The organism is Gorillibacterium sp. CAU 1737 (assembly GCF_039888655.1).
Classification (GTDB): Bacteria; Bacillota; Bacilli; order Paenibacillales; family NBRC-103111; genus Gorillibacterium.
Map to the genome: position 1 here is coordinate 23,064 of NZ_JBDQQO010000017.1, position 24,858 is coordinate 47,921.

Annotated in this window: 27 protein-coding genes, 1 tRNA gene and 1 rRNA gene; 7 read left to right on the forward strand and 22 right to left on the reverse strand. The window is 55.5% G+C overall.

Annotated features, from left to right (window positions below):
- Positions 1-545: 545 nt before the first annotated feature.
- The 4 genes from AAFN83_RS21800 to AAFN83_RS21815 all read right to left on the reverse strand — a co-directional run bounded on the left by AAFN83_RS21800 (position 546) and on the right by AAFN83_RS21815 (position 4,011).
- Positions 546-872 carry a hypothetical protein gene (locus AAFN83_RS21800; RefSeq protein WP_347773334.1) on the reverse strand — a complete coding sequence of 109 codons (327 nt, stop codon included), beginning with the start codon at positions 870-872 and terminating at the stop codon, positions 546-548.
- 258 nt (positions 873-1,130) lie between these two features.
- Entirely contained in the window at positions 1,131-1,787 is a 657-nt protein-coding gene (locus AAFN83_RS21805) for a carboxylesterase family protein (protein ID WP_347773336.1), read from the reverse strand.
- 400 nt (positions 1,788-2,187) lie between these two features.
- Complete coding sequence (locus tag AAFN83_RS21810) at positions 2,188-3,297, reverse strand: Gfo/Idh/MocA family protein (RefSeq protein ID WP_347773338.1); 1,110 nt, start codon at positions 3,295-3,297, stop codon at positions 2,188-2,190.
- Between the two features lie 54 nt (positions 3,298-3,351).
- Positions 3,352-4,011: a ThuA domain-containing protein gene (locus AAFN83_RS21815; RefSeq protein ID WP_347773388.1), complete on the reverse strand. Its 660-nt coding sequence runs from the start codon at positions 4,009-4,011 to the stop codon at positions 3,352-3,354.
- 201 nt (positions 4,012-4,212) lie between these two features.
- Between AAFN83_RS21815 and AAFN83_RS21820 the strand changes: the two genes are divergently transcribed.
- Positions 4,213-5,052: an AraC family transcriptional regulator gene (locus tag AAFN83_RS21820; RefSeq protein ID WP_347773340.1), complete on the forward strand. Its 840-nt coding sequence runs from the start codon at positions 4,213-4,215 to the stop codon at positions 5,050-5,052.
- A 98-nt stretch (positions 5,053-5,150) separates the two neighbouring features.
- On the opposite strand, the gene AAFN83_RS21825 is transcribed toward AAFN83_RS21820, so the two are convergent.
- Together AAFN83_RS21825 and AAFN83_RS21830 are read right to left on the reverse strand one after the other, a co-directional pair.
- Positions 5,151-5,849 carry a VanZ family protein gene (locus AAFN83_RS21825; protein ID WP_347773342.1) on the reverse strand — a complete coding sequence of 233 codons (699 nt, stop codon included), beginning with the start codon at positions 5,847-5,849 and terminating at the stop codon, positions 5,151-5,153.
- Positions 5,849-6,106 carry a hypothetical protein gene (locus tag AAFN83_RS21830; RefSeq protein WP_347773344.1) on the reverse strand — a complete coding sequence of 86 codons (258 nt, stop codon included), beginning with the start codon at positions 6,104-6,106 and terminating at the stop codon, positions 5,849-5,851. The genes AAFN83_RS21825 and AAFN83_RS21830 overlap by 1 nt, the downstream gene beginning before the upstream one ends.
- Before the next feature lie 134 nt (positions 6,107-6,240).
- Between AAFN83_RS21830 and AAFN83_RS21835 the strand changes: the two genes are divergently transcribed.
- Positions 6,241-8,196: an NAD(+) synthase gene (locus AAFN83_RS21835; protein WP_347773346.1), complete on the forward strand. Its 1,956-nt coding sequence runs from the start codon at positions 6,241-6,243 to the stop codon at positions 8,194-8,196.
- 97 nt (positions 8,197-8,293) lie between these two features.
- Here the strand turns inward: AAFN83_RS21835 and AAFN83_RS21840 are convergent, their stop codons facing one another.
- Positions 8,294-9,556: an aminotransferase class I/II-fold pyridoxal phosphate-dependent enzyme gene (locus AAFN83_RS21840; protein ID WP_347773348.1), complete on the reverse strand. Its 1,263-nt coding sequence runs from the start codon at positions 9,554-9,556 to the stop codon at positions 8,294-8,296.
- A 226-nt stretch (positions 9,557-9,782) separates the two neighbouring features.
- On the opposite strand from AAFN83_RS21840, the gene AAFN83_RS21845 reads away from it, so the two are divergent.
- Together AAFN83_RS21845 and AAFN83_RS21850 are read left to right on the forward strand one after the other, a co-directional pair.
- Entirely contained in the window at positions 9,783-10,757 is a 975-nt protein-coding gene (locus AAFN83_RS21845) for a Gfo/Idh/MocA family protein (protein WP_347773350.1), read from the forward strand.
- 131 nt (positions 10,758-10,888) lie between these two features.
- The gene (locus AAFN83_RS21850; protein ID WP_347773351.1) at positions 10,889-11,677 is read left to right on the forward strand and encodes an alpha/beta fold hydrolase; all 789 of its coding nucleotides are present in this window, start codon (positions 10,889-10,891) and stop codon (positions 11,675-11,677) included.
- A 155-nt stretch (positions 11,678-11,832) separates the two neighbouring features.
- On the opposite strand, the gene AAFN83_RS21855 is transcribed toward AAFN83_RS21850, so the two are convergent.
- The 7 genes from AAFN83_RS21855 to AAFN83_RS21885 form a co-directional block, all read right to left on the reverse strand.
- The gene (locus AAFN83_RS21855; protein WP_347773353.1) at positions 11,833-13,023 is read right to left on the reverse strand and encodes a hypothetical protein; all 1,191 of its coding nucleotides are present in this window, start codon (positions 13,021-13,023) and stop codon (positions 11,833-11,835) included.
- Positions 13,013-13,522 carry a hypothetical protein gene (locus AAFN83_RS21860; RefSeq protein ID WP_347773355.1) on the reverse strand — a complete coding sequence of 170 codons (510 nt, stop codon included), beginning with the start codon at positions 13,520-13,522 and terminating at the stop codon, positions 13,013-13,015. The genes AAFN83_RS21855 and AAFN83_RS21860 overlap by 11 nt, the downstream gene beginning before the upstream one ends.
- Positions 13,519-14,154 carry an RNA polymerase sigma factor gene (locus AAFN83_RS21865; protein ID WP_347773357.1) on the reverse strand — a complete coding sequence of 212 codons (636 nt, stop codon included), beginning with the start codon at positions 14,152-14,154 and terminating at the stop codon, positions 13,519-13,521. The genes AAFN83_RS21860 and AAFN83_RS21865 overlap by 4 nt, the downstream gene beginning before the upstream one ends.
- Before the next feature lie 59 nt (positions 14,155-14,213).
- Positions 14,214-15,677, reverse strand: a complete 1,464-nt coding sequence (locus AAFN83_RS21870) for a stalk domain-containing protein (RefSeq protein WP_347773359.1) — start codon at positions 15,675-15,677, stop codon at positions 14,214-14,216.
- A 193-nt stretch (positions 15,678-15,870) separates the two neighbouring features.
- Positions 15,871-16,032: a small acid-soluble spore protein P gene (locus AAFN83_RS21875; protein WP_347773361.1), complete on the reverse strand. Its 162-nt coding sequence runs from the start codon at positions 16,030-16,032 to the stop codon at positions 15,871-15,873.
- A gap of 65 nt (positions 16,033-16,097) precedes the next feature.
- A complete protein-coding gene (locus AAFN83_RS21880; RefSeq protein ID WP_347773363.1) occupies positions 16,098-16,241 on the reverse strand; it encodes a hypothetical protein in 144 nt (47 codons plus the stop codon).
- Between the two features lie 12 nt (positions 16,242-16,253).
- Positions 16,254-16,598, reverse strand: coding sequence for a hypothetical protein (locus tag AAFN83_RS21885; protein WP_347773365.1), 345 nt, complete (start codon positions 16,596-16,598; stop codon positions 16,254-16,256).
- A 128-nt stretch (positions 16,599-16,726) separates the two neighbouring features.
- Here AAFN83_RS21885 and AAFN83_RS21890 point away from each other — a divergent pair, with 128 nt between their 5' ends.
- The 3 genes from AAFN83_RS21890 to AAFN83_RS21900 are packed head-to-tail and all read left to right on the forward strand — an operon-like array spanning position 16,727 to position 18,457.
- Entirely contained in the window at positions 16,727-17,329 is a 603-nt protein-coding gene (locus AAFN83_RS21890) for a TetR/AcrR family transcriptional regulator (RefSeq protein ID WP_347773367.1), read from the forward strand.
- Positions 17,310-17,813: an NADPH-dependent FMN reductase family protein gene (locus AAFN83_RS21895; protein ID WP_347773369.1), complete on the forward strand. Its 504-nt coding sequence runs from the start codon at positions 17,310-17,312 to the stop codon at positions 17,811-17,813. The genes AAFN83_RS21890 and AAFN83_RS21895 overlap by 20 nt, the downstream gene beginning before the upstream one ends.
- Positions 17,810-18,457, forward strand: a complete 648-nt coding sequence (locus tag AAFN83_RS21900) for a hypothetical protein (RefSeq protein WP_347773371.1) — start codon at positions 17,810-17,812, stop codon at positions 18,455-18,457. Before AAFN83_RS21895 ends, AAFN83_RS21900 begins: the two co-directional genes overlap by 4 nt.
- Positions 18,458-18,596: 139 nt before the next feature.
- Here AAFN83_RS21900 and AAFN83_RS21905 read toward each other — a convergent pair whose 3' ends face one another.
- The 8 genes from AAFN83_RS21905 to rrf all read right to left on the reverse strand — a co-directional run.
- Positions 18,597-19,154, reverse strand: a complete 558-nt coding sequence (locus tag AAFN83_RS21905; RefSeq protein ID WP_347773373.1) for a DUF1697 domain-containing protein — start codon at positions 19,152-19,154, stop codon at positions 18,597-18,599.
- Between the two features lie 44 nt (positions 19,155-19,198).
- Complete coding sequence (locus AAFN83_RS21910; protein WP_347773375.1) at positions 19,199-19,492, reverse strand: hypothetical protein; 294 nt, start codon at positions 19,490-19,492, stop codon at positions 19,199-19,201.
- Complete coding sequence (locus AAFN83_RS21915; protein WP_347773377.1) at positions 19,473-19,739, reverse strand: DUF1871 family protein; 267 nt, start codon at positions 19,737-19,739, stop codon at positions 19,473-19,475. Before AAFN83_RS21915 ends, AAFN83_RS21910 begins: the two co-directional genes overlap by 20 nt.
- Before the next feature lie 75 nt (positions 19,740-19,814).
- Positions 19,815-19,904: transfer RNA gene (locus AAFN83_RS21920), tRNA-Ser, on the reverse strand.
- A gap of 186 nt (positions 19,905-20,090) precedes the next feature.
- Positions 20,091-21,371: a serine--tRNA ligase gene (gene serS / locus AAFN83_RS21925; protein WP_347773379.1), complete on the reverse strand. Its 1,281-nt coding sequence runs from the start codon at positions 21,369-21,371 to the stop codon at positions 20,091-20,093.
- 113 nt (positions 21,372-21,484) lie between these two features.
- Positions 21,485-22,768, reverse strand: coding sequence for a D-alanyl-D-alanine carboxypeptidase family protein (locus AAFN83_RS21930; RefSeq protein ID WP_347773381.1), 1,284 nt, complete (start codon positions 22,766-22,768; stop codon positions 21,485-21,487).
- Positions 22,769-23,029: 261 nt separating this feature from the next.
- The gene (gene guaB / locus AAFN83_RS21935; protein ID WP_347773382.1) at positions 23,030-24,490 is read right to left on the reverse strand and encodes an IMP dehydrogenase; all 1,461 of its coding nucleotides are present in this window, start codon (positions 24,488-24,490) and stop codon (positions 23,030-23,032) included.
- A gap of 293 nt (positions 24,491-24,783) precedes the next feature.
- Positions 24,784-24,858 (reverse strand): 5S ribosomal RNA (gene rrf, locus AAFN83_RS22190); the annotation flags it as partial.

Here is a 24,858-nt window from a genome sequence, read left to right on the forward strand (position 1 = left end):
TTACGCCATGATTTGTTCAACCAACTCTGCGTCTGGATATCCTCTTTGCAGCAGCCTGTGGGGACCTGCACTGTAAGAAAGATGATGATACAACTTATAGAAGGCCATCCGATTGGGGTTCAGTTGACTATGCTTCAAGTAGTGCTTGTAGTTGTCGAACCGGAACTCCATTTGTCCACCAGAACATGATTAGGTCCCAGCTCCGCACGGATGAAGCCGTAACACGATCTGGTAACGATTTTTGCAGCCAAATCTTCTATGACTTGAATAAACTTGTCGTGATGATTCTGGAATTTCGAAATATTGGCGGACAAATAATCCAGTTTCTGGAGATCCCCTGCCAATATAGGTAAATGGCACCCGGAAGATGCATCCGGTATTGGTTCATGCAGCGTTCCCCAGTTTGCCCTGGCTTGTTGATGCATTCTGTTCAGCATCTCGGCAAGAGGCTGGAATACTTGATCTTGAATTTCGGGATCCGCTTGAAAGAAGTCCGAGGCTTCTTTTCCATCAATGTACTCGACAAATGCGAAATCTGCCTCGCCCTAAAGGCCTCCCGGTTCAAAGTGGTAGAGTTCCGGTGTACGTACCTGAAGGTCCCTCAGACAGGCGTTAACCGTTTGAAAGGGTTTCCCCCCGTAACCTATGGGTTCCGATCGCTCCTCCTGTTCCAGCTCTTCCCGAAAATAGTTCAACTGCAAGTCCCAAACATACAGAATAAAACGAAAGCCGTTCGAACAACGAACCAAATAAACGACCTTCTGTGCTCCGCCGCGCAGCTGTACGGCCTCTTCCGGGTGATAACCCCTTCCAAATATCTTTTCTACCCAACCCCCTAATTTCCCTTCTAATAAATGACTCCATCCGTCCATACTTCACTCTCCTTCTACTGAAATATTGCTTGATCAATATAGGAAATTTTTTGGAAAAAGTATAGACTGTTTCTTGGCGATTTGGTATGATGTTGAATAAGGTCTTTGTAAAAATTTCCATACGAAAAGCCCGAGGAATTCGGTTCCTGGGGCTTTTATTGTTTTGCAACGATCCGATCGGGTTCAAGACACCCGCACCGGAACAGCTTGTGGCGTCGCGCTCATTGAATCCCTTATACCCAGTGAAAGCTCTTGCTGTCACAGACTGTTTTTAAGAAACCATTCGTACAAACCAGGGTTTTGATAAGTTTCTGTCCACGCATCATGGTTTCCATCCGGGTAGACCGTCATGTGGGCGTTTCCTCCAATGCTTTGTAGAGCATCGACGACTTCTCTGGCTTCTTCAAGGGGAACAACATCATCTTCCGCACCATGGAACGCCCAAACAGGGACATGTTTCAACGTTTCCACTCTTTCCTTAGAACCAGCGCCACATACTGGCGCTATCGCTGCAAATTTCCTTGGGTACTCCATTGCCAAATCCCAAGTTGCGAATCCCCCCATACTAAGACCCGTCAGATAGATTCTATTTTCATCAACCGAATAGTTTGAAATCACTTCGTCAACGATTGCAATAAGTCCATCAAATACGAACGGCCAAATATAATAATTTGGGCATTGAGGTGCGATTACGAGAAACGGAAAATCTTCACCACCTTCTATAAGCTGAGGAAGGGCTCGAATCTTTAGAAGATCCGTATCTTCCCCTCGTTGGTCTCGTCCATGTAGAAATAGTATGACTGGCCATTTCTCGCTGGATGAGAGGTAGTCTTTAGGTAAGTATAGAAGGTACTGCAAATCAACTTTCTTGATGATCAATAAGTCTTTATGAAGTCGATGTGGAGATTGATCCATAACAAAAACTCCTCGTATTTATTTAGTAATGTAAATACCTTAGCTTACCCTTCTAGAAAAAGGAAATCGGTATTTAGGTGATTTTGTTACTCTGTATTCTTTAAGTGTTACCTTTAATGGGAGGATGCTCTCTACCCTACTCTTTTTCGCAGAATCTCTTGACCTATTGCCATTTTAGCTATATGATAGCCTTCCCCATCAAGAACATCGTTTCTTGATATGGAAACTTGCAAAACAGGATCAATCAACTATAGATATGACCTAAAAAAATTGAGACCCCTCACCAACGAGGGGTCTCTTTCTATTTCTAGGGATGAATCCTGAATGCATATCATCAATACCCAGCAGGATATCGAAGTCTTGCCCTGCACCAGTGTCTTTTCCGCGGCCAAGAACACGATCAGGGCTGATGAAGATGGCCTGGAATCAAGCCTTGCGGCAGCGGTCTCGGCCGCTCGCAGGACGTAACCAGCTCCACATAACGCTTCGAGTCGGAGCTCGTATGAAAGGCTTGCATGATCTCCAGCACATGGTTCGCCAGGTCGCCGCCTGCACGAGGCTTCTCTCCCGTCAGGAGGCTGTCCGCCAGATCGGAGACGCCGATTCCTCGGCTGTTGGCGGCATAGCCATACAACAGCGGGATCTCCGTGAAGCCGGCTCCCCCCGCCGGTTGAAAGAGAACGGGGCCGCCGAAGGTGTTCGGATCGGGTACGATCAGCGTTCCCCGGGTGCCGTAGATTTCGATTCGAGGGAGCGTGCTGCTCCAGATGTCAAAGCTCATGATCATCGTCGCGACGGCCCCGCTTGCGAATTGCAGCGTTCCGGCCACATGCGTCGGAACCTGGACATCGATGGTCTGGCCATATTTCGGTGCGCTGGTGATGGTTCGCTTGGGGAACGGCGTGCTCGTCATCCCGGCCACCGTCTTCACCGGCCCCATGAGCGTGAGCAGAGCTGTCAAATAATACGGCCCCATATCGAACATCGGGCCCCCGCCCGCTTCATAATAGAAGGCCGGGTCGGGATGCCAGCCCTCGTGCCCATGGCAGACCATGAAGGCGGTTGCCGCGACCGGATCCCCGATAAAGCCGTCGTCGATCAGCTTGCGGCACGTCTGCAGCCCGCCGCCCAGGAACGTGTCCGGCGCGCATCCGAGCAGCAGCCCCTTTTCCCTGGCGAGGGTCACCAGCTCCTGTCCGTGCTCGGGTACCAGGGCGAGCGGCTTCTCCGTGTAGACGTGCTTACCGGCAAGCAGCGCCCGCTTGCACAGCTCATAATGCGAGGCAGGGGTAGTCAGGTTGAGGACGATCTGAATCTCGTCGGAAGCGAGCAGCTCCTCCACCTGCCAAACATGAGGAATGCCGTATTTCGCTGCCGCTGCTGCCGCTCTTTCCTGCAAGGCATCTGCACAGGCGTAGACCTCCGTGTTGGCAAACAAGCCCGTCAGGTTCTCCAAATAAATACCGCTTATGTTCCCGCAGCCGATGATGCCTACTTTGATTTTGCTCAAGCCCTCTCCGCCTTTCTCCTTGATCTTCATGCCCTTTTCATAGCCGCTTCGCCTTTACTTCGCCGCCCACAAAAAGCCCCGGCGCATCAATTCCTTCGCTTCCGGGATATCGAAGATATCCGCGTGATGCCCGAGGGCGTTGTAGAAGACGCGGCCCAGCCCCCACCGTTTGGTGTAGACCACGGGCATGACGATCTCGCCGTTCGCCGAATGCGGGCCTTCGCTCACCACGAACGTGGTGGTCGCAAGTACATTCGCAGCAGGATCAACGTGCAGGTAATACTGCTCTGACTTAACTTGGAAGTCGCGAATGCCTTCGACAATCGGGCTTGAGCTGCCCGATACGATGTTGACCACATACTCAACACCATCGTTGAACGGGTGGGCCACCCACTGAGACCCGGTCATAAATTGCCATTCCACCGAGCTGCGGAACGCATCGCACATTCCCCCGTGACACCCGGCAATCCCCACGCCCGATTCCACTGCCCGCAGAACGGGCTGAAGCTGCTCGTCCGTAATTTCTCCCATGGTCCATACCGGAACAATCAAGCTCAGGCTCTTCAGCTTCTCCTCGTCCTTGAAGCTGTCCAGCGTGTCGGAGATCTCAACCTCAAAGCCCTCCGCGCCAAGCACTGCGGAGAATACCTCCGACACTTGAACCGGCTCATGCCCGTCCCATCCGCCTCTTACGATCAAAGCCTGTTTGGCCATATCCCTCTGCTCCTTCTCCTTCGTGACGGCATCCGAGCGTGCGGTCTCCCGCTCTACGAAACGCTCCATGCAGCCAGAACTTGATCTGATCTAAGGAAATTGTAAGCGATAAACCTGGTTTTCCTCTCGCCATTTTCGTTGCCCCACTGGTCATTTTTTGCTATTATCTAGGCCATGAAGAGGAAGGAGACCTCCTAACCCGTGAAAGCCTATCACGAGCACCGTTCCTATTCGTCCCCGCTGCCGCTCAGTACCATTCGGCTGCGCAATTTCGTCTTTCTGGCTCATTGGCATAATGACGTCGAACTGATCTATGTAACCGAAGGCTCGATTCGAATTGGGATCAATGCGGAGACCCGTATCCTCCAGGCCGGCGACCTCGCCGTATGCAGCAGCGGAGATATTCATTACTACGACAGCCAAGGCATGGACTCGGAATTAGTTCTCATCATCTTCAACCCTCGGCTCATCGGCTTTCCGGGAGGGTGGCCCAAGGATGTCCGGATCACCTCTCCTTTTCTCGAAGCAGCCGGGCAGCCGCCCGATTCGCCAGCAGGCGAGCTGTCGGCCACCGCAGCAAAGCTATTTCCCCGCATTCGGCAAGAGTCTGCCGAGATGCCGCCGCATTATGAGATGATCGTGACCGGGCTGCTTCACGAGCTATGCGGCACCCTTCTACGGCATGTAGCCAGCGAGCCGCTCGATCCCCGCAGAGAAAAACGACTCGGCACAAGTCGAAAAGCAATGCAGCACGCGCTGGATTACCTGGACACTCATTACAACAGTTCCATTACGCTGGAGGATCTCGCTCGCCAGGCCAACATGAGCGTGTTTCACTTCTCTCGCTTTTTCAAAAGCACCACGGGCATGAGCTGTCTCTCCTACCTGAACAACATCCGGGTGAACAAAGCGGAGGAGATGATTCTTGCAACGGACAAGACCATCCTGGAGATTGCGTTGGAATGCGGCTTTACCAACGTGCGAACCTTCAACCGCGTGTTCCGGCAGTTCCGCGATTGCGCACCGTCCAGTCTTCGATGAGCACCACGGGGTTGTGCTTCATTTCCTCTACTCCGCAAAAAAGAGGCCATCTCGAAAGCAAATGTTCGTTTGCTCTCGGCATGGCCTCGTCGGGCTCTCTAGTCCATCGTCAGCTGCTGAAACAAAACAACATCCGCCGTTTTCCCATCATGGCTCCACACTTTGACATTTTGTCCCGCGAGCGAGTCCCGCATTTGGGTGAAGTCGGCATAGGAGAGCGGCTCATACCGAATGACCTCCTTGGTGATGGTACCCAGAAACATCGAGATCGTCTGAAGCTCCCGCAGCAGGGTCGTGTTTTCGGTCAGCGTCAGCTTCACGAGCTGTCGGGCCTCGCCCGCCTGCTGAATGGATTTCTCCAGCTCTATGGTTGTATCGTCCAGCTTCTTCACGTGCCCCGCCGCATAGGCCGCTTGATGTTCCACTGGCTTCAGAAGCTCTCCGTTCTCCACGATCACCCTCTTCGGAGTGATCTGAAACAAGCTGGAGTTTGTATAAAACAACACCGCAAGACCGACCGTGCCCACCAGGAGCAGAAGAAGGGAAAAGACCTTTTTCAACAGTGTCGGATCGCTCAAACGAGCTGCCCCGAAGCGGAAAACCAGCCAGCCGATCAGCGTGCCCAAGGTATTGTAGAGAACGTCATCGATATCGCTGGAACCCCAGGCAAATGCATACTGCAAAACCTCAAAGCTTACACTTATGACGGCGCCAATCAGCACGGTCCTTTTACCGTCGGTTCGCCATAGAAGAGGGAACAGAATACCGAGCGGGACAAACAAAACGAGGTTGCCCACTATGTTTTCAAGGAGCCGCCCATTCCGAGTTGTTGAGTAAATAACTCGATGGTAGAGGCGAACGGGATGAGACTAACCTCTCTTGTCCCCATGCCTGCCCCGACAAACAGGTTGTACAACGGAGCCCCTTTGAACAGGATGATTCGAATCACGACCAATGCATAGACAACAAACATACACCCCAGCAGCATCGTCCAACCGGTTGATGGGCTCGATGACTTTGAGGACTCCGAGCGTTTAGGTACTGTTGTTTTCATATCAACTTCGCTCCTTTAGAAAGGGATCGTGGACCAAACCCGAACAGGGGTGACGGACTGTTACATCCCCCCTGTCTTGGGGTACAATGAGAAGATATGGAATACAGGGACTACAACAAGGACAGGTGATCACGTTGGACAAGCATGGATTTGCCCGCGTAGCCGCCGCATCGCCGGAGCTGCGCGTAGCCGATTGTCAATACAATGCCGTCAAAATCCTCGAAGCGATCGAGGAAGCCGAACGGGAGCAGGTCGAGTACCTCGTCCTCCCGGAGCTGTGCATCACCGGATATACCTGCGCGGATCTGTTTCTTCAGCGCCAGTTGCTCGTGGGCGCGCTGGAAGCCCTCCAGACGATCACCGCCGGAACGGCTGGCAAAAGCCTGATCGTGATCGTCGGCTTGCCGGTCGACATCAAGGGGCGTCTGTTCAACTGCGCGGCTGTGCTGCAGAACGGAGGCATCCTTGGGCTCGTGCCCAAGTCGTGCATTCCCGGCTATAGCGAATTTTACGAGCCGCGCTGGTTTGCAGAAGCCGAGGAGCTGGAAGCCTCCACCGTGCGAATCGGCGTTGCCGATATCCCGGTGGGGGCCGATCTGCTGTTTGTCTCCGAGGAGAACGACAACCTCGTCTTCGGCGTGGAGATTTGCGAGGACCTGTGGGTTCCCGTCCCCCCGAGCAGCCTGCTGGCCCAAGCGGGGGCGGTGCTTCTGTTCAACCCTTCGGCAAGCAACGAGCTGGTCGGGAAAGCCGATTACCGGCGGCAGCTGGTGACGAGCCAGTCGGCTGCCTGCGTCGCCGCCTACGTCTACGCTGCGTGCAACGCTGGCGAATCGTCGACCGATCTCGTCTTCGGCGGCCACTCGATCATCGCCGAGAACGGCGGGCTCCTTGCGGAGTCCGAGCGCTTCACGCATGAGACTCGCCTCATCTTCGCAGACGTGGATATCCCCCGCCTTCAGCATTCGCGGCGGATCATGGGTACGTTCCGCGCAGGCAAGGGAGGACGCGGCTACCGAACCATCCGCTTCCGTGATCCCGGCGCTGCCCTGCCCACCGAGCGCCCGTTAGCAAGGAAGGTCGACCCGAGCCCATTCGTCCCGAGTAACCCTGCGCTCCGCGATGAGCGATGCGAGGAAATTCTCGCGATCCAGACGTCGGGCCTCATGAAGCGGGTTCGCCACATCGGCGTCAAACAGCTCGTCATCGGCATCAGCGGCGGGCTCGATTCCACGCTCGCGTTCCTCGTGGCTGTCCGTGCCATGGAGCGGCTTGGCCGTCCGGCGAGCGACGTGCTGGCCGTTACCATGCCCGGCTTTGGCACGACGAGCCGCACCTACGACAACGCGGTCGGACTCATCGGCGCCCTGGGCGCATCGCTGAAGGTCGTTGACATCAAGGCATCCTGCCTGCAGCACTTTGCTGATATCGGGCATGATCCTGAGGTTCATGATTTGACCTATGAGAACGTACAAGCTCGCGAGCGTACGCAGATTCTCATGGACCTCGCCAACAAGAACGGCGGCATCGTCGTCGGCACCGGCGACCTGTCCGAGCTGGCGCTCGGCTGGTGCACCTACAATGGCGATCATATGTCCATGTACGGGGTAAATGGCGGTATTCCGAAGACGCTCATTCAGTATGTAGTGAAATGGTACGCTGATCACGAAGCCGACGAGACCGCACGGAAGTACCTGCTCAGCATCATCGACACCGGCATCAGTCCCGAGCTGCTGCCGCCCTCGCCCACAGGTGAAATCGTGCAGCTCACCGAGGACATTCTGGGCCCCTATGTGGTGCACGACTTCTTCCTGTACCACATGCTGCGGACCGGAGCCGGGCCGTCGAAGATTCTCTACCTCGCGCAGGAAGCCTTCGGCAAGGGCTATGCGCGGGAGCAGCTCGTCGGCTGGCTGAAGGTGTTCTACACCCGCTTCTTCACCCAGCAGTTCAAGCGCTCGTGTCTCCCGGACGGTCCGAAGGTCGGGACAGTCAGCCTCTCCCCTCGCGGGGATTGGCGCATGCCGAGCGACGCTTCTGCGACGCTCTGGCTCCGGGAAATCGAACAGCTGCAGCAGGCAACGGAGTAAGGATCGGCATTCGGGCTTGGTTCAAGGAAAGGAAAGGCGGTTTGGTGCAGGTTGTACTCCTGCCCGGACCGCCTTTTTGAGTGAACCGGACGAAGCCTCATTCGCTTGCTGAGGCCTCTCTCCCCCGCAGATGCAGATAGCGTCCCATTCGCTTTGCGGCTTCCAGAAGCCGCTCTTCTTCTTCCACGAGGGCGATGCGGACATAGCCTTCTCCCTCCGAGCCGAAGGCGTCTCCCGGGATGACAGCCACTCCGGTCTCGGCGAGCAAGCCGCGGGCAAACTCCCGGGAGCTCTGCTCGCGGAAGCCCTCCGGCAGCCTCGTCCAGACGAACATGGTGGCCGCCGGCTTCGGTACCGCCCAGCCCTCTCGGGCGAGCGCTTCTACGAAGGCATCGCGCCGTTGCTCATAGAGCCCGGCAACTCCGCCTGCGCCCGCCTGAGCGGATGAGGAAGCCCCCTCATCTGCTCGGATAGCGTGCCGCAATGCCGTGATGGCGGCCTCTTGAATCGGATGGAAGACGCCGAAGTCGATGTTCTCCTTCAACTCGCGGAGAGCGGCTACCGCCACGCGGTTCCCTGCCAGGAAGCCGATGCGGCAGCCGGCCATGTTGAAGCTCTTGGAGAAGGAGTGGAATTCCACCGCCTGCTCCAGCGCCCCCTCCGCCTGGAGGATGCTGATCGGGCGATAGCCGTCGAACCCCATTTCCGAGTAGGCGAGGTCATGCACGATCAGCACCCCATACCGCTTCGCATAGGCCAGAAGCTGTTCGAAGAAGCCGAGATCCGCGCGAGCGGAAGCAGGATTTCCCGGAATGTTCAGCAGAAGGAACGTAGCCTCCTGCCAGACCTCCTCCGGGATCGCCGCAAGGTCGGGCAGGAAGCCGTTCTCCTCCCGGAGCGGCAGGAGCCAGCTCCGAACCCCGGCGATGGCGAGCGCTCCCGTGTAGATCGGGTAGCCGGGGTTGGGAACAATGGCGAGGTCGCCCGGGTTGCAGATCGCTTGGGCGAGATGAGACAACCCATCCTGCGAGCCCATCAGCGACACGAGCTCTTCCCGGGGATCAAGCACAACGCCGAACCGATGCTGCATCCAGTCCGCCGCTGCCTGGCGGAAGGCGAGGCTGCCCGAAGCCCCCGGGTACGCATAGCGATCCGGCCGCAGGACGCTCTCCGCAAGTGACCGCCGAATGGCTTCGGTCGGCCCGAGATCCGGGCTGCCGATGCTCAGATCGATCACATCCGATCCCTTTCTTCTAGCCTCCGCCTTCCATCCGCTCACTTCCGCGAAGATCGAGGAGCCGAGCTGCTTCAGCTTGTCCGCTCGCCATCTCTTTTTTCGTTCGCTATCGTTCACCGCCAACACTCCCCACCTGTGTTTTTGCCCAGTATACCATCGGCCGATGGGGCCTTCCTTGCAATTCCTCACAGCCCTTTCCACTGACCAGCTCTTCCTCTCGTCGCCGGGATCCCAAATGGAGATTGCGAAGGTCCAAGAAATGAAGGGATTGCGCATTCATGCTATAATTTGGGGACCCGGACCTTATGAAGAGGAAGGGGATTGCCAAGACTAGAAAGGAGCTGGACCCATGACCCTGCGCATCGGTTTCGTCGGCACCGGCGGAATTGCTCGCGACCATCTAACCCATCTCTCCCGCATCGGTGGAGCCGACGTCACGGCTTTCGTCAGCGGCAGCTTTCAGAGCGCCGAGAAGGCGGCCGGCCAGTGGTCGAATGCTCACGCCTATCGGAGCGTGAGTGACATGCTGGACGCCGGTCCGCTGGACGCCGTCTACATCTGCGTCCCTCCAGACGCCCACGAGGGGGTCGAGGAAGCATTGGTGGAGCGCGGCATCCCCTTCCTTGTGGAAAAGCCGCTGGCCCAGTCCTGGGAGCTGCCCGCCAAGATTGCCGCTCGAGTGGAAGCAAGCGGACTCCTCACCTCTGTTGGCTACCACTGGCGTTATCATGAATCGGTCGATGCCGCCCGACGCGAGCTGGAAGGGGCCGCCATCGGCCTTGTGCACGGCTACTGGATGGGCTCGATGCCCCGTGCTGCCTGGTGGATCGATTATGCACGCTCCGGCGGCCAATTCGTCGAGCAGACCACGCACATCGTCGACCTCCTCCGCCACCTGTGCGGAGAAGCAAACGAAGTTTACGCGGCCTACAGCCAGCGGGTTATGCATGAGCAGGTCGAGGGCACGACGGTCTACGACGTCGGGTCGGTCACCTTCAAGCTGGAGAGCGGGGCAGTCGCCACGATCTCCAACACCTGTCTGCTGCCGCTGGAGCACAAAGCCGGCCTCGACCTCTACACCGATCAAGGCGTCATCGAGCTTCGCGGCGACCGACTCACACGAGCCGAACGGGACAAGCGGACCGAGCTTCGCTTCCATGATCAGCCTCTGCGCCGAGAGAGCGAAGCGTTCCTTCACGCGCTCCACACCGGCGATCGCTCGCTCATTCGCTCCGATTACGCCGACTCGCTTCAAACGTTCAAGCTGACGCTCGCTGCCAACGAATCCGCTAGGACTGGCAAGCCGGTTCGCGTGGAACGCTAGTCCTACTGCCAAGAAGTCGAATAGCAGGTGAAAGCGCCGGAAGACGAGCCATTTGAGGGTTGAGTCATCTCGACAATTTCAATCGAAAGATCGGGTTGGAAAACTCGCTCTAGGGAAAGGATGAGGATCGTATGCCGATGAAGAACCGGATCGTACAAGGTCATCGTTTCGCCTACCTCGACGAAGGAGAGGGCCGTCCGCTCGTGCTGCTGCACGGCTTCTGCGGAAGCTCCGCTTACTGGCAGGAGGTCATCCCCCTGCTGGCTCCACACTTCCGGGTGATTGCGCCTGATCTGCGCGGCCACGGGGAATCGGAAGCGCCGGATGAGCTCGTCTACCGGATGGAGGCTTTCGCAGAGGATATCGCCGCCCTCATCCGCCGGCTGGAGCTGGATCATCCCGTCGTGCTGGGGCACTCGCTCGGCGGCTATGTCACCCTGGCGCTGGCTGAGCTCCATGAAGGCCTGCTTGGCGGCTTCGGTCTCATCCATTCCACGGCTTATCCGGATAGCGAGGAAGGCCGTGCAGGACGTGACAAGGGCATCGCGACGATTCGAACGGAGGGCCTTGCGGCCTTCGTGGACGGACTCGTCCCCAAGCTGTTCGCCCCGGACAGCATCACGACCAAGGCTGACGCCCTCCAGGAGGCGAAGCAGATTGGAAAAGGCACCTCCCCCGCAGCAGCGATTGCCTCTCAGGAGGGCATGAAGCTTCGCATCGACCGCAATTCCGTGCTAGCCGGGACGAGCCTTCCCGTGCTTCTGGTCGCGGGTTCCCAGGATGGTCTCGTTCCTGTGGAGCGAACCTTCTCGGTACAGCGGGAAGGGGTCGTCTGTCGCGAGCTGGAAGGCACAGGCCACATGAGCATGCTGGAAGCACCGAACGAGCTGGCTCGTGTGATCCTCGACTTTCTGGCGTAAACTCCCCATCCAACCCGAATAACCTAAAAAACGTGCTTCCCTTCGCCTGAAGCGAGGTTTCCGCCCATCACCTGGTGGAAATCCTCCCTTTTCAGCGAAACGGGGGCACGTTTTTTCGTCATTAGCCCCTGCGATGTTTCACGTGGAGCAACCCTTTATTTTCCTTTTCCCTTCCGCTCGCCAAAGAGCAGGCGAATTCCTCCCCCAATGAGCAGCATGGAAACAAAGAAGGACTGGAAGTACCGATAGAACCAGATGGAGAAGTTGCGGTTGCCTACGATGGAATCGATCACATCCAAGCCCAGATACAGGAGCAGGTAATAGCACCCAAAGCCGAGCAGGATGGCGCCGAACCACTTTTTGTGCAGCAGCAGCCCTTCGATGATCGGCTTATCAACGAGCGGCTCCCGCCCATACTTGGAGATGGCTTGAAGCGCATCAAACAGCGCGTAAAACCAGATAAGCGGGATCAGAATGAGAAACAACGTTATCCGAAGCGTATCCATCACATAGAGGGAAATCAGGAAGCCGGCCATCAGCTGAAAGCCTCGCACCTGCATGCCGAGGTACATGTGTCCGGCCCCCGGCAGAATGGACAGCAGGGTGGCTACCATCTTGCTCCGCTTGCCATCCTCACGCGACATCTCCAGGTCCTCGAACAGAGAACGATCCTCTACGACTTCTCCCCGTTGCTTTCGCGTCACCATCTGCACCGCATCGAACATGCCATACAGCCAAATGATCGGCAGGCCGAGCAGGAACGTCAGGAAGCCATCCACCCGCGTCGTAAACGTGACGAACGCCACCAGCGCGAACAGGCCGAAAAAGGCTACGAGGAACGTTAGCCCCCGCTGCATGAGACCCAGCTGAAAGTGGCCGAGGCCCGGAACGAAGGACAAGAGAATGGTGTAAAAGCGCTCGTTCTGCGCTTGCTCCGGGCTGCGCCGGTTGGCGGAGCCGGAGGCTGTTGAAGGGCCTGGCTGTCCGTAAGGATTCCCGCCGTACGAAGGAGAGGAAGGACCTTGTTCTCCATAAGGGGAATAGGACGAAGCATAGGAATGAGGAGGGGTCCCGTACGCCTCGTTCATTCGATCCCGTTCATGACGCCGCGGGGACAGCAGGTAGAACAGAACATCGAGCAGGTTGATGCCCCAGATGCCAAAAGCGCCGAGAGCGAGCAAAATGGCGACATCGTCCGTGTCATTAAGCCCCGCCAGCACCGCGAGGCACAAGGCGCCGAAGAATCCCGCCGCATAGAAGAACGCCCGGGCCTTCCGGTTGAGGTAATAATGCCCGAGTCCGGGGATAAACGAAAGCAGAAAAGCGACAATCGGGTTAGGGTACACGGCGGGTTCCTCCATTTTTCGTTGGCTGTATGGAATCGAAGAGCTGGTTCGTTCTCTTCATCAGTTGGTCGGATACGGATATCTCCTGCTTGACGGGAAGCGGAGGGCCTTGGCGATGCAAATACTTGTTCATCTCGTCCAGGATACCGGTCGAGAGGATGGCGAGGGTCATCGCTGCGGCGATGCCATAATGGAACAGCTTGCGCTCGTACCATCGTTCTTTCGTTCGGATGTGGGTAAGGTTTTGCACGGAGGAATCCAACTGCTCCCATGCAGGAAGCTGTTGGACGGCTTCCATGATGGAATCGGTCCAGGAATGGAGGTGGATGGAACCCTCCCCGCTCTCCACCGGCTGAAGCGAGGTCGGATGGAGGGCTTCGAGATACACTGCAAGACACTCGTCACAGGTTTCCAGATGATTTTCCATAAGGAAGCGCTCTTGCTCGGTTACCAAATTCTCCTGGTAGCTCCTCCATGAATCACGCGAGTAATGAATCATCGGAACTCCTCCTCCTTCCAATGTCGGCGAATCCACTGCCGGGCCCGGTACAGCTTCGATTCCACCGTCTTTAGTTCGACCTGCTGCATAACCGCAATTTCTTGATAGCTCTTCTCTTCAAAATAATACGCCACAATCACGTCCCGGTAATTAGCCGGCAATTCCCCGAGCCGCTCCTGCAGCCGTTCCCGTTGCTCCTTGGCAAGCAGCCGATCCTCTTGAGAGGGGGAAGAGGATTCCGGCTGTCCTTCCAGAAGCTCCGGTTCGTCACTCACCTGCTCCGGTCTTCGTCGCATCTTTCGGGCATGATCGATCGCCTTGTTCGTCGCAATGCGAGTAATCCACGTCTTAAAGCCCTGCTGCCGATAACCGGGGAGAGCGGAGTAGATTTTGAGGAAAGCCTCCTGCGTCACATCCTCCGCATCCTTCGGGTTGCGAACGACGGAGAGAGCGACATGATAGAGGTACATGCGGTAGCGCTCGACCAGTAGACGAAAGGCTTCCGTCTCCCCGCTCAAGATCGCTGCCACGATCGCTTCATCTTCGATCTCTCTCTCCCCCTCTCGCTCAAATGGACGCTGCCAACAAGGCCTCCCCTGCAGTCCCCGCGAAAAAAAGCGGGGAAGCTGCATGCACTCCTCAGCCTCCCCGTTCCTCACCTATCGATTGCAGAGCCTAATAAAACCGTTGCTTACGGAGTGGTAATGGAGGCCCGGTACAGCTTGTTGTCCCAGACGACCTTGCCGCCCAGCGCAGTAACGGCGAAGCGAAGCGGAACAAAGGTCCTTCCATCGCTCACCACCGGGGAAGCGTCCAACTGGACGGCTTTGCCGTTTACGGTCGCCTGTTTGCTGTTCAGCGTCAGCACAACACGGGTGCTGCCTTTTTGCACGGTCAGCACGGTTCCTGCGGTGTTCCATTGCATGGTCGCACCAAGCCGTTCAAAAATCCCCCGCAGCGGTACCATCGTGATGTCCTTTTCGACGTACCCGTAGATTTCATTGATGATCTTGCCGTTGACGAATACTTGCACCTGAGGCTTGGCGTAGCGCTTCACCACGATAGCATTGCTCAGCTGCCGCCCGGGGGTTCGCTTCATCGCTCCCTCTGCATAGAGACCGGAGCTTGCACCTCCGTCCAGGTTCATCGCCTCGGTCAGCCCCAGCTTGAGAAGGCCTGCAGCCAGGTCTTTCATCGTGGCGGCCGAGGATACCCCCAGAACGAGCTGTCCTTTGGCATCGACCCCGGCAAAGCTGCGCGCGCCGGCATTCGAGGTGATCTTCGGATCCTGGAAGCCGTCTCGCGCCGGATCGACATCGATTTTGCCATTCGTGATGAGCTTCGGCCCAACACCCACGGCCGCTTCAAAATCCGTCGTGTCGTAAGTTGTGCCCGCGTCGAGGTCCATCACGGTATGGGTAACGGATACGAGGCTACCCGCTTTGACAGAGGGAAGAATGTTCCGCTTGTTCATGTCTGACTTTCCGACGAGCAGCACTTGCCCGTCAGCCGGAATGGCTGCCGTTCCCTCTGTAACACTCATGATTTTCCCGCCCTTGATGATCGCCTTCACTCCAGGGAAGGTGATCTGGGTTCCGAAGGAGCGCGTAAACAGCACCGATTGCTCCGTATTTTTCGTTCCGTAGTATCGATTAACGCTCCAAGGCGAGAACGTATAGGACTTGTTTTCTGCATTGGAGATCGACATCTGCACCTTGAGGCTCAGCTTGCGAATATCCGGAGCCTTGCTCATCGGAATGACCAGCGATTGGTTGACTCCGGAGAACGTGGTCTCCCCGGCGTTCAGCAGAAGTCCATTGGGATACCGCTCCGCCGAATTGCTCGTATACGCGTCAAAAAAGGTCCCGTTCACCGCAACCGTGGCTCCTGTCCTCTTCACGATCGAGCTCAAGCTCTCGTCATGTCCGATGCCATCTTTGGCGGTTACGGACATCACCCGCAGATAAGGGCTCTTTACGTTGATCACGGAATATTGCAGCGACAGAGACTTGCCGTTGGCCGACACCGTCTTCGTTTCATAACGGACATCGGATGCGGCTTCGGCCTGCTTCGGAGTCGTGAAGGATGTTCCCGCCACCAAGGTGGTGAGCAAGACGGCGGCGAGCCCGATTCGGCCGATTCGTATGCTGTTCATGTTCGTAAATTCTCTCCTTGTCTCTCATGGGGTAGCCTTGCTCATTCGCAAGACCTACTACTTCTCCCCCTTTCAGGCCGATCCCTGCTCATTTCATGAAAAAAGCCAATCTTCTGCACCCCCAAAGGGAGCTAGAAGACTGACTTGGAAATGCAGATAAATCCGCCTTTAAGACTAGAGCGAGGAACGGGGGTTAGCTTCCTTCCCCGTGATTGCTTCGAGAATGATTGCGATTCTTCACCTTCTTCGATCCAGACAAAGGCTCCTGTCCGCCATGTGACTGCTTGCCTTTGTCGGAACGTTGCCCACCCTCATCTTGAGGAGGGTTTACCGGTTGGGGAATGTTGACAGGCATGCTCAAACCTCTCCTTTCTCATAAGGTTGCTCTGACCAAAACATGGACCTGTGGAATTCTCCGCCCTAATCGTCCTTGCGGGTGGAGCGCAGGCGGCGGTCATCCTGATCCCGCTGAAGATCGGCCGCTTGCTTGCTGTTGACCGGATTTCGCTCTAGCTCATCGACCGTATTCTGCAGGTTTTTGTCCGGCTTCGGCTGCTTGCTCATGATCTTCCTCCTTTAGGCGTGGGTGACGCGCTGAAGAATCTGCGCACATTCGTGAATGTGGCGGATGTAATCGCGGGCGAGACCTTGCACCCTTTCGGTCTGCTCATCGACGGATTGACCTGCTCTGTCCACGTCGAGGAACCCAACCTCAATCTCCCGATCATCCACATACCTCACCGTAAAATCAAACGTATACCCGGAACGCCCCTCCGTGTCGATATGAATGCGCAGCAGATCGGGATCAGCGCTGTCCCGCTCCACCTGGGCTTCGTCCGAGGAGTTCAAGCATTCCGGCAAGTGCTGACGCCAGCCCGAGACGAGGCTTTCACTCATGCGCGGCTTCAAGGATTCACTCACCTTCTTCACCTCCGCTTTTACTTTTTGTACTTTCCTGCGATCTTATCCCTTTTTCTATCTTGACACCGTAAAGATTAATGTGTAATCTTACCAGTGTAAACATTGACAAGAAGGAGTCTCCCCCACACATGCATTCGAAACCTTATCATCACGGAGATTTGCGAAAAAGCTTAATCGAAGCCGGTATCGGCCTCATCAACGAAGAGGGAATCAGCGGCTTCTCCCTCCGCAAGGTTGCAGCCAAGTGCGGCGTCAGCCATGCTGCGCCCTACAGCCATTTTAAGGATGTACAGGAGCTGCTTGCGGCGATGGGGGATCATGTTACCGAACAATTCACGTTCGCTTTGCAGAGCTCCATCGAAGGGCAAGAGAACCCCGATCGGGCCATTCAGCAGCTGGGTACGGCATACATCGCCTTTTTTGAAGAGCATCCGTCCTATTTCCCGTTTCTCTTCTACCATTCCGGTATCACCATTCAGATGGAGGAGGAGTTGGAGGAGGACACCTACCCGCCCTTTGCTGTATTCAAGAACACTGCTCGCCAACTGTTTCGAAGCAAGAGGCTCCCTCTGGGCAACGATACACCCATGCTGATGGCGGTTTGGTCCACGGTCCATGGAATCGCCGCACTCATCACCAGCAAGAGCATCCATTACCCTGGCAACTGGCGAGAGGCTTGGGCATTCTTTATAAAATCGGGAGGAAACGAGCATGAAGCTGATCGTCCATGATTTGCCGGTGAATGAACATAACCTATGGATGGAAGAGAAGGTTGAAGGCGCAGAGATCGTCGCCCAAACAGGCCGAACTCATTCTTGCAGCGGCTGCTTCGGCTGCTGGGTACGAACTCCGGGAAGATGCGTTCTGAAGGACAGCGTTCAGAATTTTGGGGAAAGGCTGGCGCGCTGCGACGAGCTCATCATCATCAGCCAATGCTTGTATGGCAGCTACAGCCCCTTCGTTCGCAATATTCTGGATCGCAGCATTTCCTACCTTCTTCCCTACTTCGTCAGACGCAACGGAGAAACCCACCATGGGATGCGGTATAAGCAGACCTTCAAGTTCACCGTTCACTTCTACAGCGACGACTTGACGGAAGCGGAGCGTTCCACCGCTCAAGAACTGGTCAAAGCCAATGCGGTAAACTTCTATGCCCATGATGTTCAGCTCACTTTTCATGACAATATCGAAGCGATAAAGGAGGAATGGCAATGAAGATCACCTTGGTGGACGGAAGCCCCAAAACCGGGATATCAAATTCCAGCCGGCTCCTCTCCCTGCTCCAGCCTCTTATTGCGAATGACAACGAGCTCACCTTCAGTCGGGTCGGCCGCAAGCCCGTTTCCCCCGCTCAGATCGAAGAGCTGTGTACTACCGACGCACTCGTCCTCGCCTTTCCCCTCTACATCGATGCCATTCCCTCTCATCTCATGGCCGTGATGGTGGAGATGGAGGCCTTCTGCAAACGACAGCCTTCCTCCAGCTCCAAGAAGCCGCACGTCTACGCCTTGGTTAATAACGGCTTCTATGAAGGGCATCAAACTCGGATCGCCATTGAGATTGTAAAGCATTGGTGCGCTCGGTGCGGCTTTCTTTTTGGAATGGCCATCGGATATGGAGCGGGCGAGATGCTCGGCTTTATGGAAAAGGTCCCGCTCGGCCACGGTCCATTGAAAAACCTGGGCAACGCGATGAACAAGTTGGCCTCCGCCATCCAGACAAGAGAAAGCGGCGAATCTCTGCTCATTCAGCCCAACTTCCCGCGCATTGCCTGGAAGTATTCGGCCCATTTCGGGTTCTGGAATTCGACCGCCAAGAAAAATGGCTTGAAGAAGAAGGACCTGCTTCGCCGTCTTTAGTTTCCTTGCTTTTGCATCGACGAAAGCATAAGAAAAAGGCTTGCGTTTCCTGTCCCGCCCCTTACCCATAAGGAGGAACAGCCGCAAGCCTTTTTGCCTCATCATTTTTCACCTCATCAATTACGTTTTCACCACCGTATCACTTCCCCTTCAACGCCTCGGAGATCTTGCGCACGGTGTTGAGGTTTCGCGAGGTAAGCTTGTCCCGGTACCGCTTCGCTCCGAGCACTTTGGAACCGAAGTCCGAAGAGAGCGTCGATCCTTTGGGCACGATCCAATACGCGCTGTCTCCCTCTATCCAGAACCTTTCCCCTTCGAGAGAAGAGGGCATCTCTTGGTACTTCTGCAGCAGCTCCCCGGGCAAGCCTTCTTCCTCGCAAAGGAACCAATACAGGTGGTACTCCTTTGGCACCTCTACTGCATCGGCCTGCTGGATCGCCTCTTCGATCTCCTTCTCTCCCCGCAGGAAGAGGTGCGCTTCATAGCCGAAGCGCTCACTTAATCCTTGCTCAAGCTTGCTCTTCGTTTCCTCCAGGCTTGCACCGTCAGGGATAGAAAACACCACATTCCCCGTAGCAAGCAAAGTCTTCGCGTCCGGGTACCCCATCTCGGCAAACGCCGCCTTTAACTCCGCCATCTTGATGGCAATCCCGTTTACATTGATGCCCCTCATCAGCGCACAAACCCGTGTCATCATGACTCCCCCTCTGGCGTTCCTGGTTTTGCAAATTAATCTGTCAGCTAAAGAATGGTCACTTTGGCAATATTCTTTCCTGCCCATAACGAAAAAGCATATCCTGTTTCAAACAAGTACCACGGTGCTTCTTCTACGAGAAAAGCTACGTCAGCGTAGGTCATCCATTTCCTGTCCGCGAAATCCGTGATTCTAACCAAAACCGTCCACGCATCGCCCTCAATTCTCCGATCGATCACTTCTCCATAGATCACGACCAGATCACGAAGCCATTCGTGTACGGGATACTGGCTCGGGTCTCTCTCCCATTTGACTATCGCTTTACAGTGCCTTCTGTTCACTTCGCCGCTCCTCCGTCTTTTCCCATATGCATTTTGCAACAGCCAAACATCTCTTATACTCAAACGGCTCACCAAAACTGGACGAAAAGATCTTCTGTATGCAAGTGGCAAAATCTTCGACGGTGCTTACCTCTTGAAGGGAACGGGTAACCTTTTCGATTTCCGAATCAAATTCATTATCTGGTGCATCGGGCAGCAGACCAAATGGGTTCCACTCATGGATGACTTGCCTAACGTGAATCATCATTTCACTTCCCCCTTATAAAACAAAAAACGCACCCGGCCGTTTATTCAACAGTTGGTACGTTCGATCTTTCTTATATGGCGGAGAGGGTGGGATTCGAACCCACGGTGCCCTTGCAGACACGGCGGTTTTCAAGACCGCTGCCATAAACCACTCGACCACCTCTCCAGGTGATGCAGCACAAGCAATTTTACCATACCGAACGCATGAGAGACAACGGGTAATTTCCACCGATCCCTTTCGACGTTCCTTTCTCGCTCATGACTCGGTGCAAGTTCTCTGTCATTCGGACCAAAGACGTGTTCTCCCCATTTGCAAAAAGAAGAGAACACGCCTCGTGACCGATTGGAACGATTATTTTTTCGTGATCACACGAACTCCGCCCATGTAAGGAACGAGTACGTCCGGGATGACGATGCTGCCGTCTTCCTGCTGGCCGTTTTCGAGAATGGCCGCGACGGTACGCCCAATGGCAAGGCCCGATCCGTTCAGCGTATGCACGAACTCCGGCTTCGCCTTCGTATCGCGGCGGAAACGGATGTTGGCGCGACGTGCCTGGAAGTCCTCGAAGTTCGAGCAGGATGAGATTTCCCGGTACATGTTGCTGTTCGGCAGCCATACTTCCAGGTCATACGTCTTGGCAGATGAGAAGCCGATGTCAGCGGTGCATAGGCTCAAGACACGGTAAGGCAGCCCGAGCAGCTGCAGAACGCGCTCGGCGTCATTCGTGAGCTTTTCCAGCTCGTCGTAGGAGGTCTCCGGCTTCACCAGCTTGACCAATTCCACCTTGTTGAATTGATGCTGACGGATCAGTCCGCGCGTGTCACGGCCTGCCGACCCGGCTTCCGAGCGGAAGCAGGCACTGAACGCCACAAAATTCTTCGGAAGGTCTTCTGGGCCGAGGATGTCATCGCGGTGATAGTTGGTCACCGGCACTTCGGCAGTCGGGATCAGGAAGTAATCGGAACCCTCCAGCTTGAAGACGTCTTCCTCGAACTTCGGCAGTTGGCCTGTTCCGGTCAAGCTGTCGCGGTTCACGATGTACGGCGGAAGCATCTCTTCATAGCCATGCTCGTTGCTGTGCAGGTCCATCATGAAGTTCATGAGGGCGCGCTCCAGGCGAGCACCAAGGCCTTTATAGAACACAAAGCGCGAGCCCGTCACCTTGGCCCCTGCTTCAAAGTCGAGGATGCCCAGGTCTTGCGCCAGCTCCCAATGGGCCTTCGGTGCAAAAGCAAAGCTCTTCGGCTCTCCGTGACGGCGAACCTCCACATTGTCATCCTCGCTCTTGCCTACAGGGGTAGTCGCATGCGGCAAATTCGGCAGCGACAGGACGATCACGTTCAAATCCGCTTCAACCACACGAATCTCTTCATCGAGCTCCTTGATTCGGTCGGATACTTCGCGCATTTCCAGAATCAAGCCCTCGGCATCTTCTCCAGCGCGCTTCTTAGCGGCAACTTCTTGCGATACCGTGTTACGGCGATTCTTCAGTTGCTCCGTCTCTTGGAGCTTTTCCCGACGGCTGCGATCGAGATCGGTGAATTTCGCCAGATCCGGCAGCGGCTTGCCGCGGTTTTCCAGTCCTACTTTTACTTCTTCATACTGATTTCTCAACAGCTTGACGTCAAACACCAACGATTCCTCCCACAGGGGTACAGATAATCAGGCCCTTCAGCCTGTCTACGCTAAGGATCAATTGATCCTTGTGGTACATGTAACGAATCGGCAATAAGCCGCGAAAAGCCTCAGAACCATCCTTTAATCGTGTCTCCGATTCGGGAGAAGAACCCACCGACGCTGCGGAAGAAGAGACGGAAAGCTCCAGCCTTCTTGACGTCCTCAGCCGCAACCAGCTTCACGGTTTTCGTCGTCTTGCCGTACGTGACCGTCATGGTGCCAACCTCGTCACCCTTTTTGACCGGTGCAGTCAGTTTGCCTTGCGTGGTATCCGTCGCCTCCAGCTTCACGTTGGATTCGTTCTCGCCCTTGAGCATCAGGAACGAAACTTCTCCTGCCGTGAGGACCGGTACGGTTTTGCCAACGGCCTTCTTCAAAGGCACGGTAGGCAGCGACTCGACAGCAGAATCCTTCTTCACAACCGTCTTAGCCTCAAAATTATTGAAGCCGTAGTCGAGAAGCTTGCGGGTTTCGATAAAACGGGCCGCTTCCCGCTCCTGCTTGTTCGGATTCTGCTTCGTGGATTGTGCGTTCATGACGACGCTTACCAGCCGCATGCCATTTCGCAGCGCGGTGCCAGTAAAGCAATAGCCGGCTGCATCCGTACTTCCCGTCTTCAACCCATCCAGTCCCGGATAAGCGAATTGCTTCTGGAACTCGGAGTTCGCTTTGCCTTCCAGCATCCAGTTCCAGTTGGTCATCGGGTACTGGTCGGCCTCCCGCAGCTTTTTGCTCGGGATCTTGGTGAAATCCAAAATTTCCGGATAATCCTTAATGAGGCGCTGCCCCAGGATCGCAGCATCGCGTGCCGTCATCAGGGTCTCACCCTCAAGCGGATTGCTCTTCAACTCGGGATCGTCAATGTCATCGCGGGTCAAGCCGGTTGCACTTGTAAAATGGGCTTTGTCCGACATTCCGATCTCTTTGGCTTTCTCGTTCATCATCGCAACGAATTGCTGCTCTGTTCCGGCAATGTGTTCTGCCAGAGCTACCGATGCATCATTGGAAGAATAGATGGACAAGGCATACAGCATGTCCCGGACGGACAACTGTTCATTCTCGGCTAGCATTCCCCCGGAACCCCCGACATTGGCTGCATAGTGACTGGTGTGCACCATGTTCTCCCAGCTCAACTTGCCGGTTTTAATCTGTTCCATGAGGATATATTCAGTCATCATCTTGGCCATGCTGGCGGGGGGGAGCGCTTCATCGGCATTGTTTTCGTAAAGAACCTGCCCGCTCTCCGCATCGATGAGAATCGCTGATTTCACATTAAGCTTCAGCTCTGGAGCTGCCCATGCCTTCGAGGAGGACGGCGGGACGAACGTTACCGCCAGGGATACTGCCAACACCAAAGAAAGTCCTTTTTTGAAACCTGACAACCGTTTCACCATTCACACTCCAATTCATTGACTTGACTTCATTCCCTTATTGTAGCACAGCACCCTAGGCAAAAAAAGAAAAACCGGGAGCTGTCGCCCCCGGCCAACCTTCCACTATTTTCTGTACCGATCTACCGTCGATGTGCAAACCATTCTTCCCATCGTCATCCTGATGCTTTTCGGTTGAGTAACCAACTGGTTCCCCCTCAGGGAGACCAAGGGCATCTACTATTACAGGGAGTAGTTTGGAGCTTCCTTCGTGATTTGAACATCGTGAGGATGGCTCTCGCGAAGACCGGCTCCCGTGATCCGAATGAAGGACGTGTCTTCCTTCAGCTCCTTCAACGTCCGGGTACCGCAATAGCCCATCCCTTGCACCAGACCACCTACGAGCTGATGCACCGTATCCTTCAGCGGCCCCTTGTAGGCGACGCGGCCTTCGATGCCTTCCGGCACGAGCTTCGTCTCGTCCTCTTGGAAGTACCGATCCTTGCTGCCTTCCTTCATGGCACCGATCGAGCCCATTCCGCGGTAGACTTTGAAACGGCGTCCTTGGAAGATCTCTTGTTCCCCCGGGCTTTCCTCTGTACCAGCCAGCAGGCTTCCGACCATGACGGCATCCGCTCCAGCAGCCAGCGCTTTGGTGATGTCTCCCGAATATTTGATACCGCCGTCGGCGATAATCTGAACTCCATACTCACGAGCCACCGTTGCACAGTCGTAGATTGCGGTAACCTGCGGAACCCCGATGCCCGCAATGACACGAGTCGTACAGATCGAGCCCGGTCCAATGCCGACCTTGATTACAGAAGCTCCGGCTTCGATCAGGTCGCGCGTTCCAGCACCGGTTGCTACGTTGCCGGCGATGATCAACAGATCCGGATAAGCTTCACGGAGTGCCTTCACGGTGTTGAGGATGTTGATATGATGACCGTGGGCAGAGTCCACGACGATCGCATCGACACCAGCTGCCACAAGCGCATCAGCGCGTTCCTTCGAATCCTTCGAAACGCCGATTGCAGCTCCCACCACGAGACGTCCGTGGGTATCCTTAGCGGCATTCGGGAACTGAATGGCCTTCTCGATGTCCTTGATCGTAATGAGGCCTTTCAGCTCATTGTTCTCGTCCACGAGAGGCAGCTTTTCGATCTTGTGCTTCTGCAGGATGACTTCAGCTTCCGCCAGGGTTGTCCCAACCGGAGCAGTGACCAGGTTATCCTTGGTCATCACTTCCGAGATGTTCATCGAGAAGTCGTGGATGAACCGAAGGTCACGGTTGGTGATGATCCCGATTAGCCGCTTGTTGGCATCGACGATCGGTACCCCCGAGATGCGGTACTTGCCCATGAGTTCTTCCGCATGGTATACCTTGTGCTCCGGGGTCAGCGAGAACGGGTTGGTGATGACGCCGCTCTCCGAGCGTTTCACCCGATCCACCTCTTCCGCCTGTTGGGCAACGGACATGTTCTTATGGATAATGCCGATTCCACCCTCACGGGCAATGGCGATCGCAAGCGCCGCTTCCGTCACGGTGTCCATAGCCGAGCTGAGGAGCGGGATGTTCAGTTTCAGCGACTTGCCAAGCGTTGTCGAGACATCGACTTGCTTCGGACCAAATACTTCGGAGCGACGCGGAACCAACAGTACATCATCAAACGTTAAACCTTCCTTGTCAAACTTGGATTCCCACACGGATGGAAGCCTCCCTTTTTTCTCTTAACCCTGCGTATATTATTGCAAGTTTATCAAAAGCCCAATTTGGGGTCAAGGCAGCATTTATGTCCATTATAAAAGGGATCTATCGGATTTCCAGAATCAGTGGAGCACTCCTCTTATTGTGTCCGCAACCCATGGAACTCCATCCTTGTGAGAAGCACAACATACCCAATTTCCGGGTCGTTCAGCACTTATCCCCCCATGTTTCTTTAAGCAAATCCGGTTAGAAACAACAAAAAAGCCTGCACGATATGTGCAGACTTCATTGTGCTTGGCGACGTCCTACTCTCCCAGGACCCTGCGGTCCAAGTACCATTGGCGCTGGAGGGCTTAACGGTCGTGTT

Excerpts from the sequence above, each read along its gene's own strand:
- AAFN83_RS21895 (WP_347773369.1), top strand. The coding sequence starts at position 17,310 with ATGAAGCTGATCGTCCATGATTTGCCGGTGAATGAACATAACCTATGG.
- AAFN83_RS21905 (WP_347773373.1), bottom strand. The coding sequence starts at position 19,154 with ATGATGACACGGGTTTGTGCGCTGATGAGGGGCATCAATGTAAACGGG.
- AAFN83_RS21845 (WP_347773350.1), top strand. The coding sequence starts at position 9,783 with ATGACCCTGCGCATCGGTTTCGTCGGCACCGGCGGAATTGCTCGCGAC.
- AAFN83_RS21915 (WP_347773377.1), bottom strand. The coding sequence starts at position 19,739 with ATGATGATTCACGTTAGGCAAGTCATCCATGAGTGGAACCCATTTGGT.
- AAFN83_RS21850 (WP_347773351.1), top strand. The coding sequence starts at position 10,889 with ATGCCGATGAAGAACCGGATCGTACAAGGTCATCGTTTCGCCTACCTC.
- AAFN83_RS21805 (WP_347773336.1), bottom strand. The coding sequence starts at position 1,787 with ATGGATCAATCTCCACATCGACTTCATAAAGACTTATTGATCATCAAG.
- AAFN83_RS21880 (WP_347773363.1), bottom strand. The coding sequence starts at position 16,241 with ATGAGCAAGCAGCCGAAGCCGGACAAAAACCTGCAGAATACGGTCGAT.
- AAFN83_RS21815 (WP_347773388.1), bottom strand. The coding sequence starts at position 4,011 with ATGGCCAAACAGGCTTTGATCGTAAGAGGCGGATGGGACGGGCATGAG.
- AAFN83_RS21865 (WP_347773357.1), bottom strand. The coding sequence starts at position 14,154 with ATGCAGCTTCCCCGCTTTTTTTCGCGGGGACTGCAGGGGAGGCCTTGT.
- AAFN83_RS21870 (WP_347773359.1), bottom strand. The coding sequence starts at position 15,677 with ATGAACAGCATACGAATCGGCCGAATCGGGCTCGCCGCCGTCTTGCTC.
- AAFN83_RS21860 (WP_347773355.1), bottom strand. The coding sequence starts at position 13,522 with ATGATTCATTACTCGCGTGATTCATGGAGGAGCTACCAGGAGAATTTG.
- AAFN83_RS21875 (WP_347773361.1), bottom strand. The coding sequence starts at position 16,032 with ATGCCTGTCAACATTCCCCAACCGGTAAACCCTCCTCAAGATGAGGGT.
- AAFN83_RS21800 (WP_347773334.1), bottom strand. The coding sequence starts at position 872 with ATGGACGGATGGAGTCATTTATTAGAAGGGAAATTAGGGGGTTGGGTA.
- AAFN83_RS21830 (WP_347773344.1), bottom strand. The coding sequence starts at position 6,106 with ATGAAAACAACAGTACCTAAACGCTCGGAGTCCTCAAAGTCATCGAGC.
- AAFN83_RS21890 (WP_347773367.1), top strand. The coding sequence starts at position 16,727 with ATGCATTCGAAACCTTATCATCACGGAGATTTGCGAAAAAGCTTAATC.
- AAFN83_RS21900 (WP_347773371.1), top strand. The coding sequence starts at position 17,810 with ATGAAGATCACCTTGGTGGACGGAAGCCCCAAAACCGGGATATCAAAT.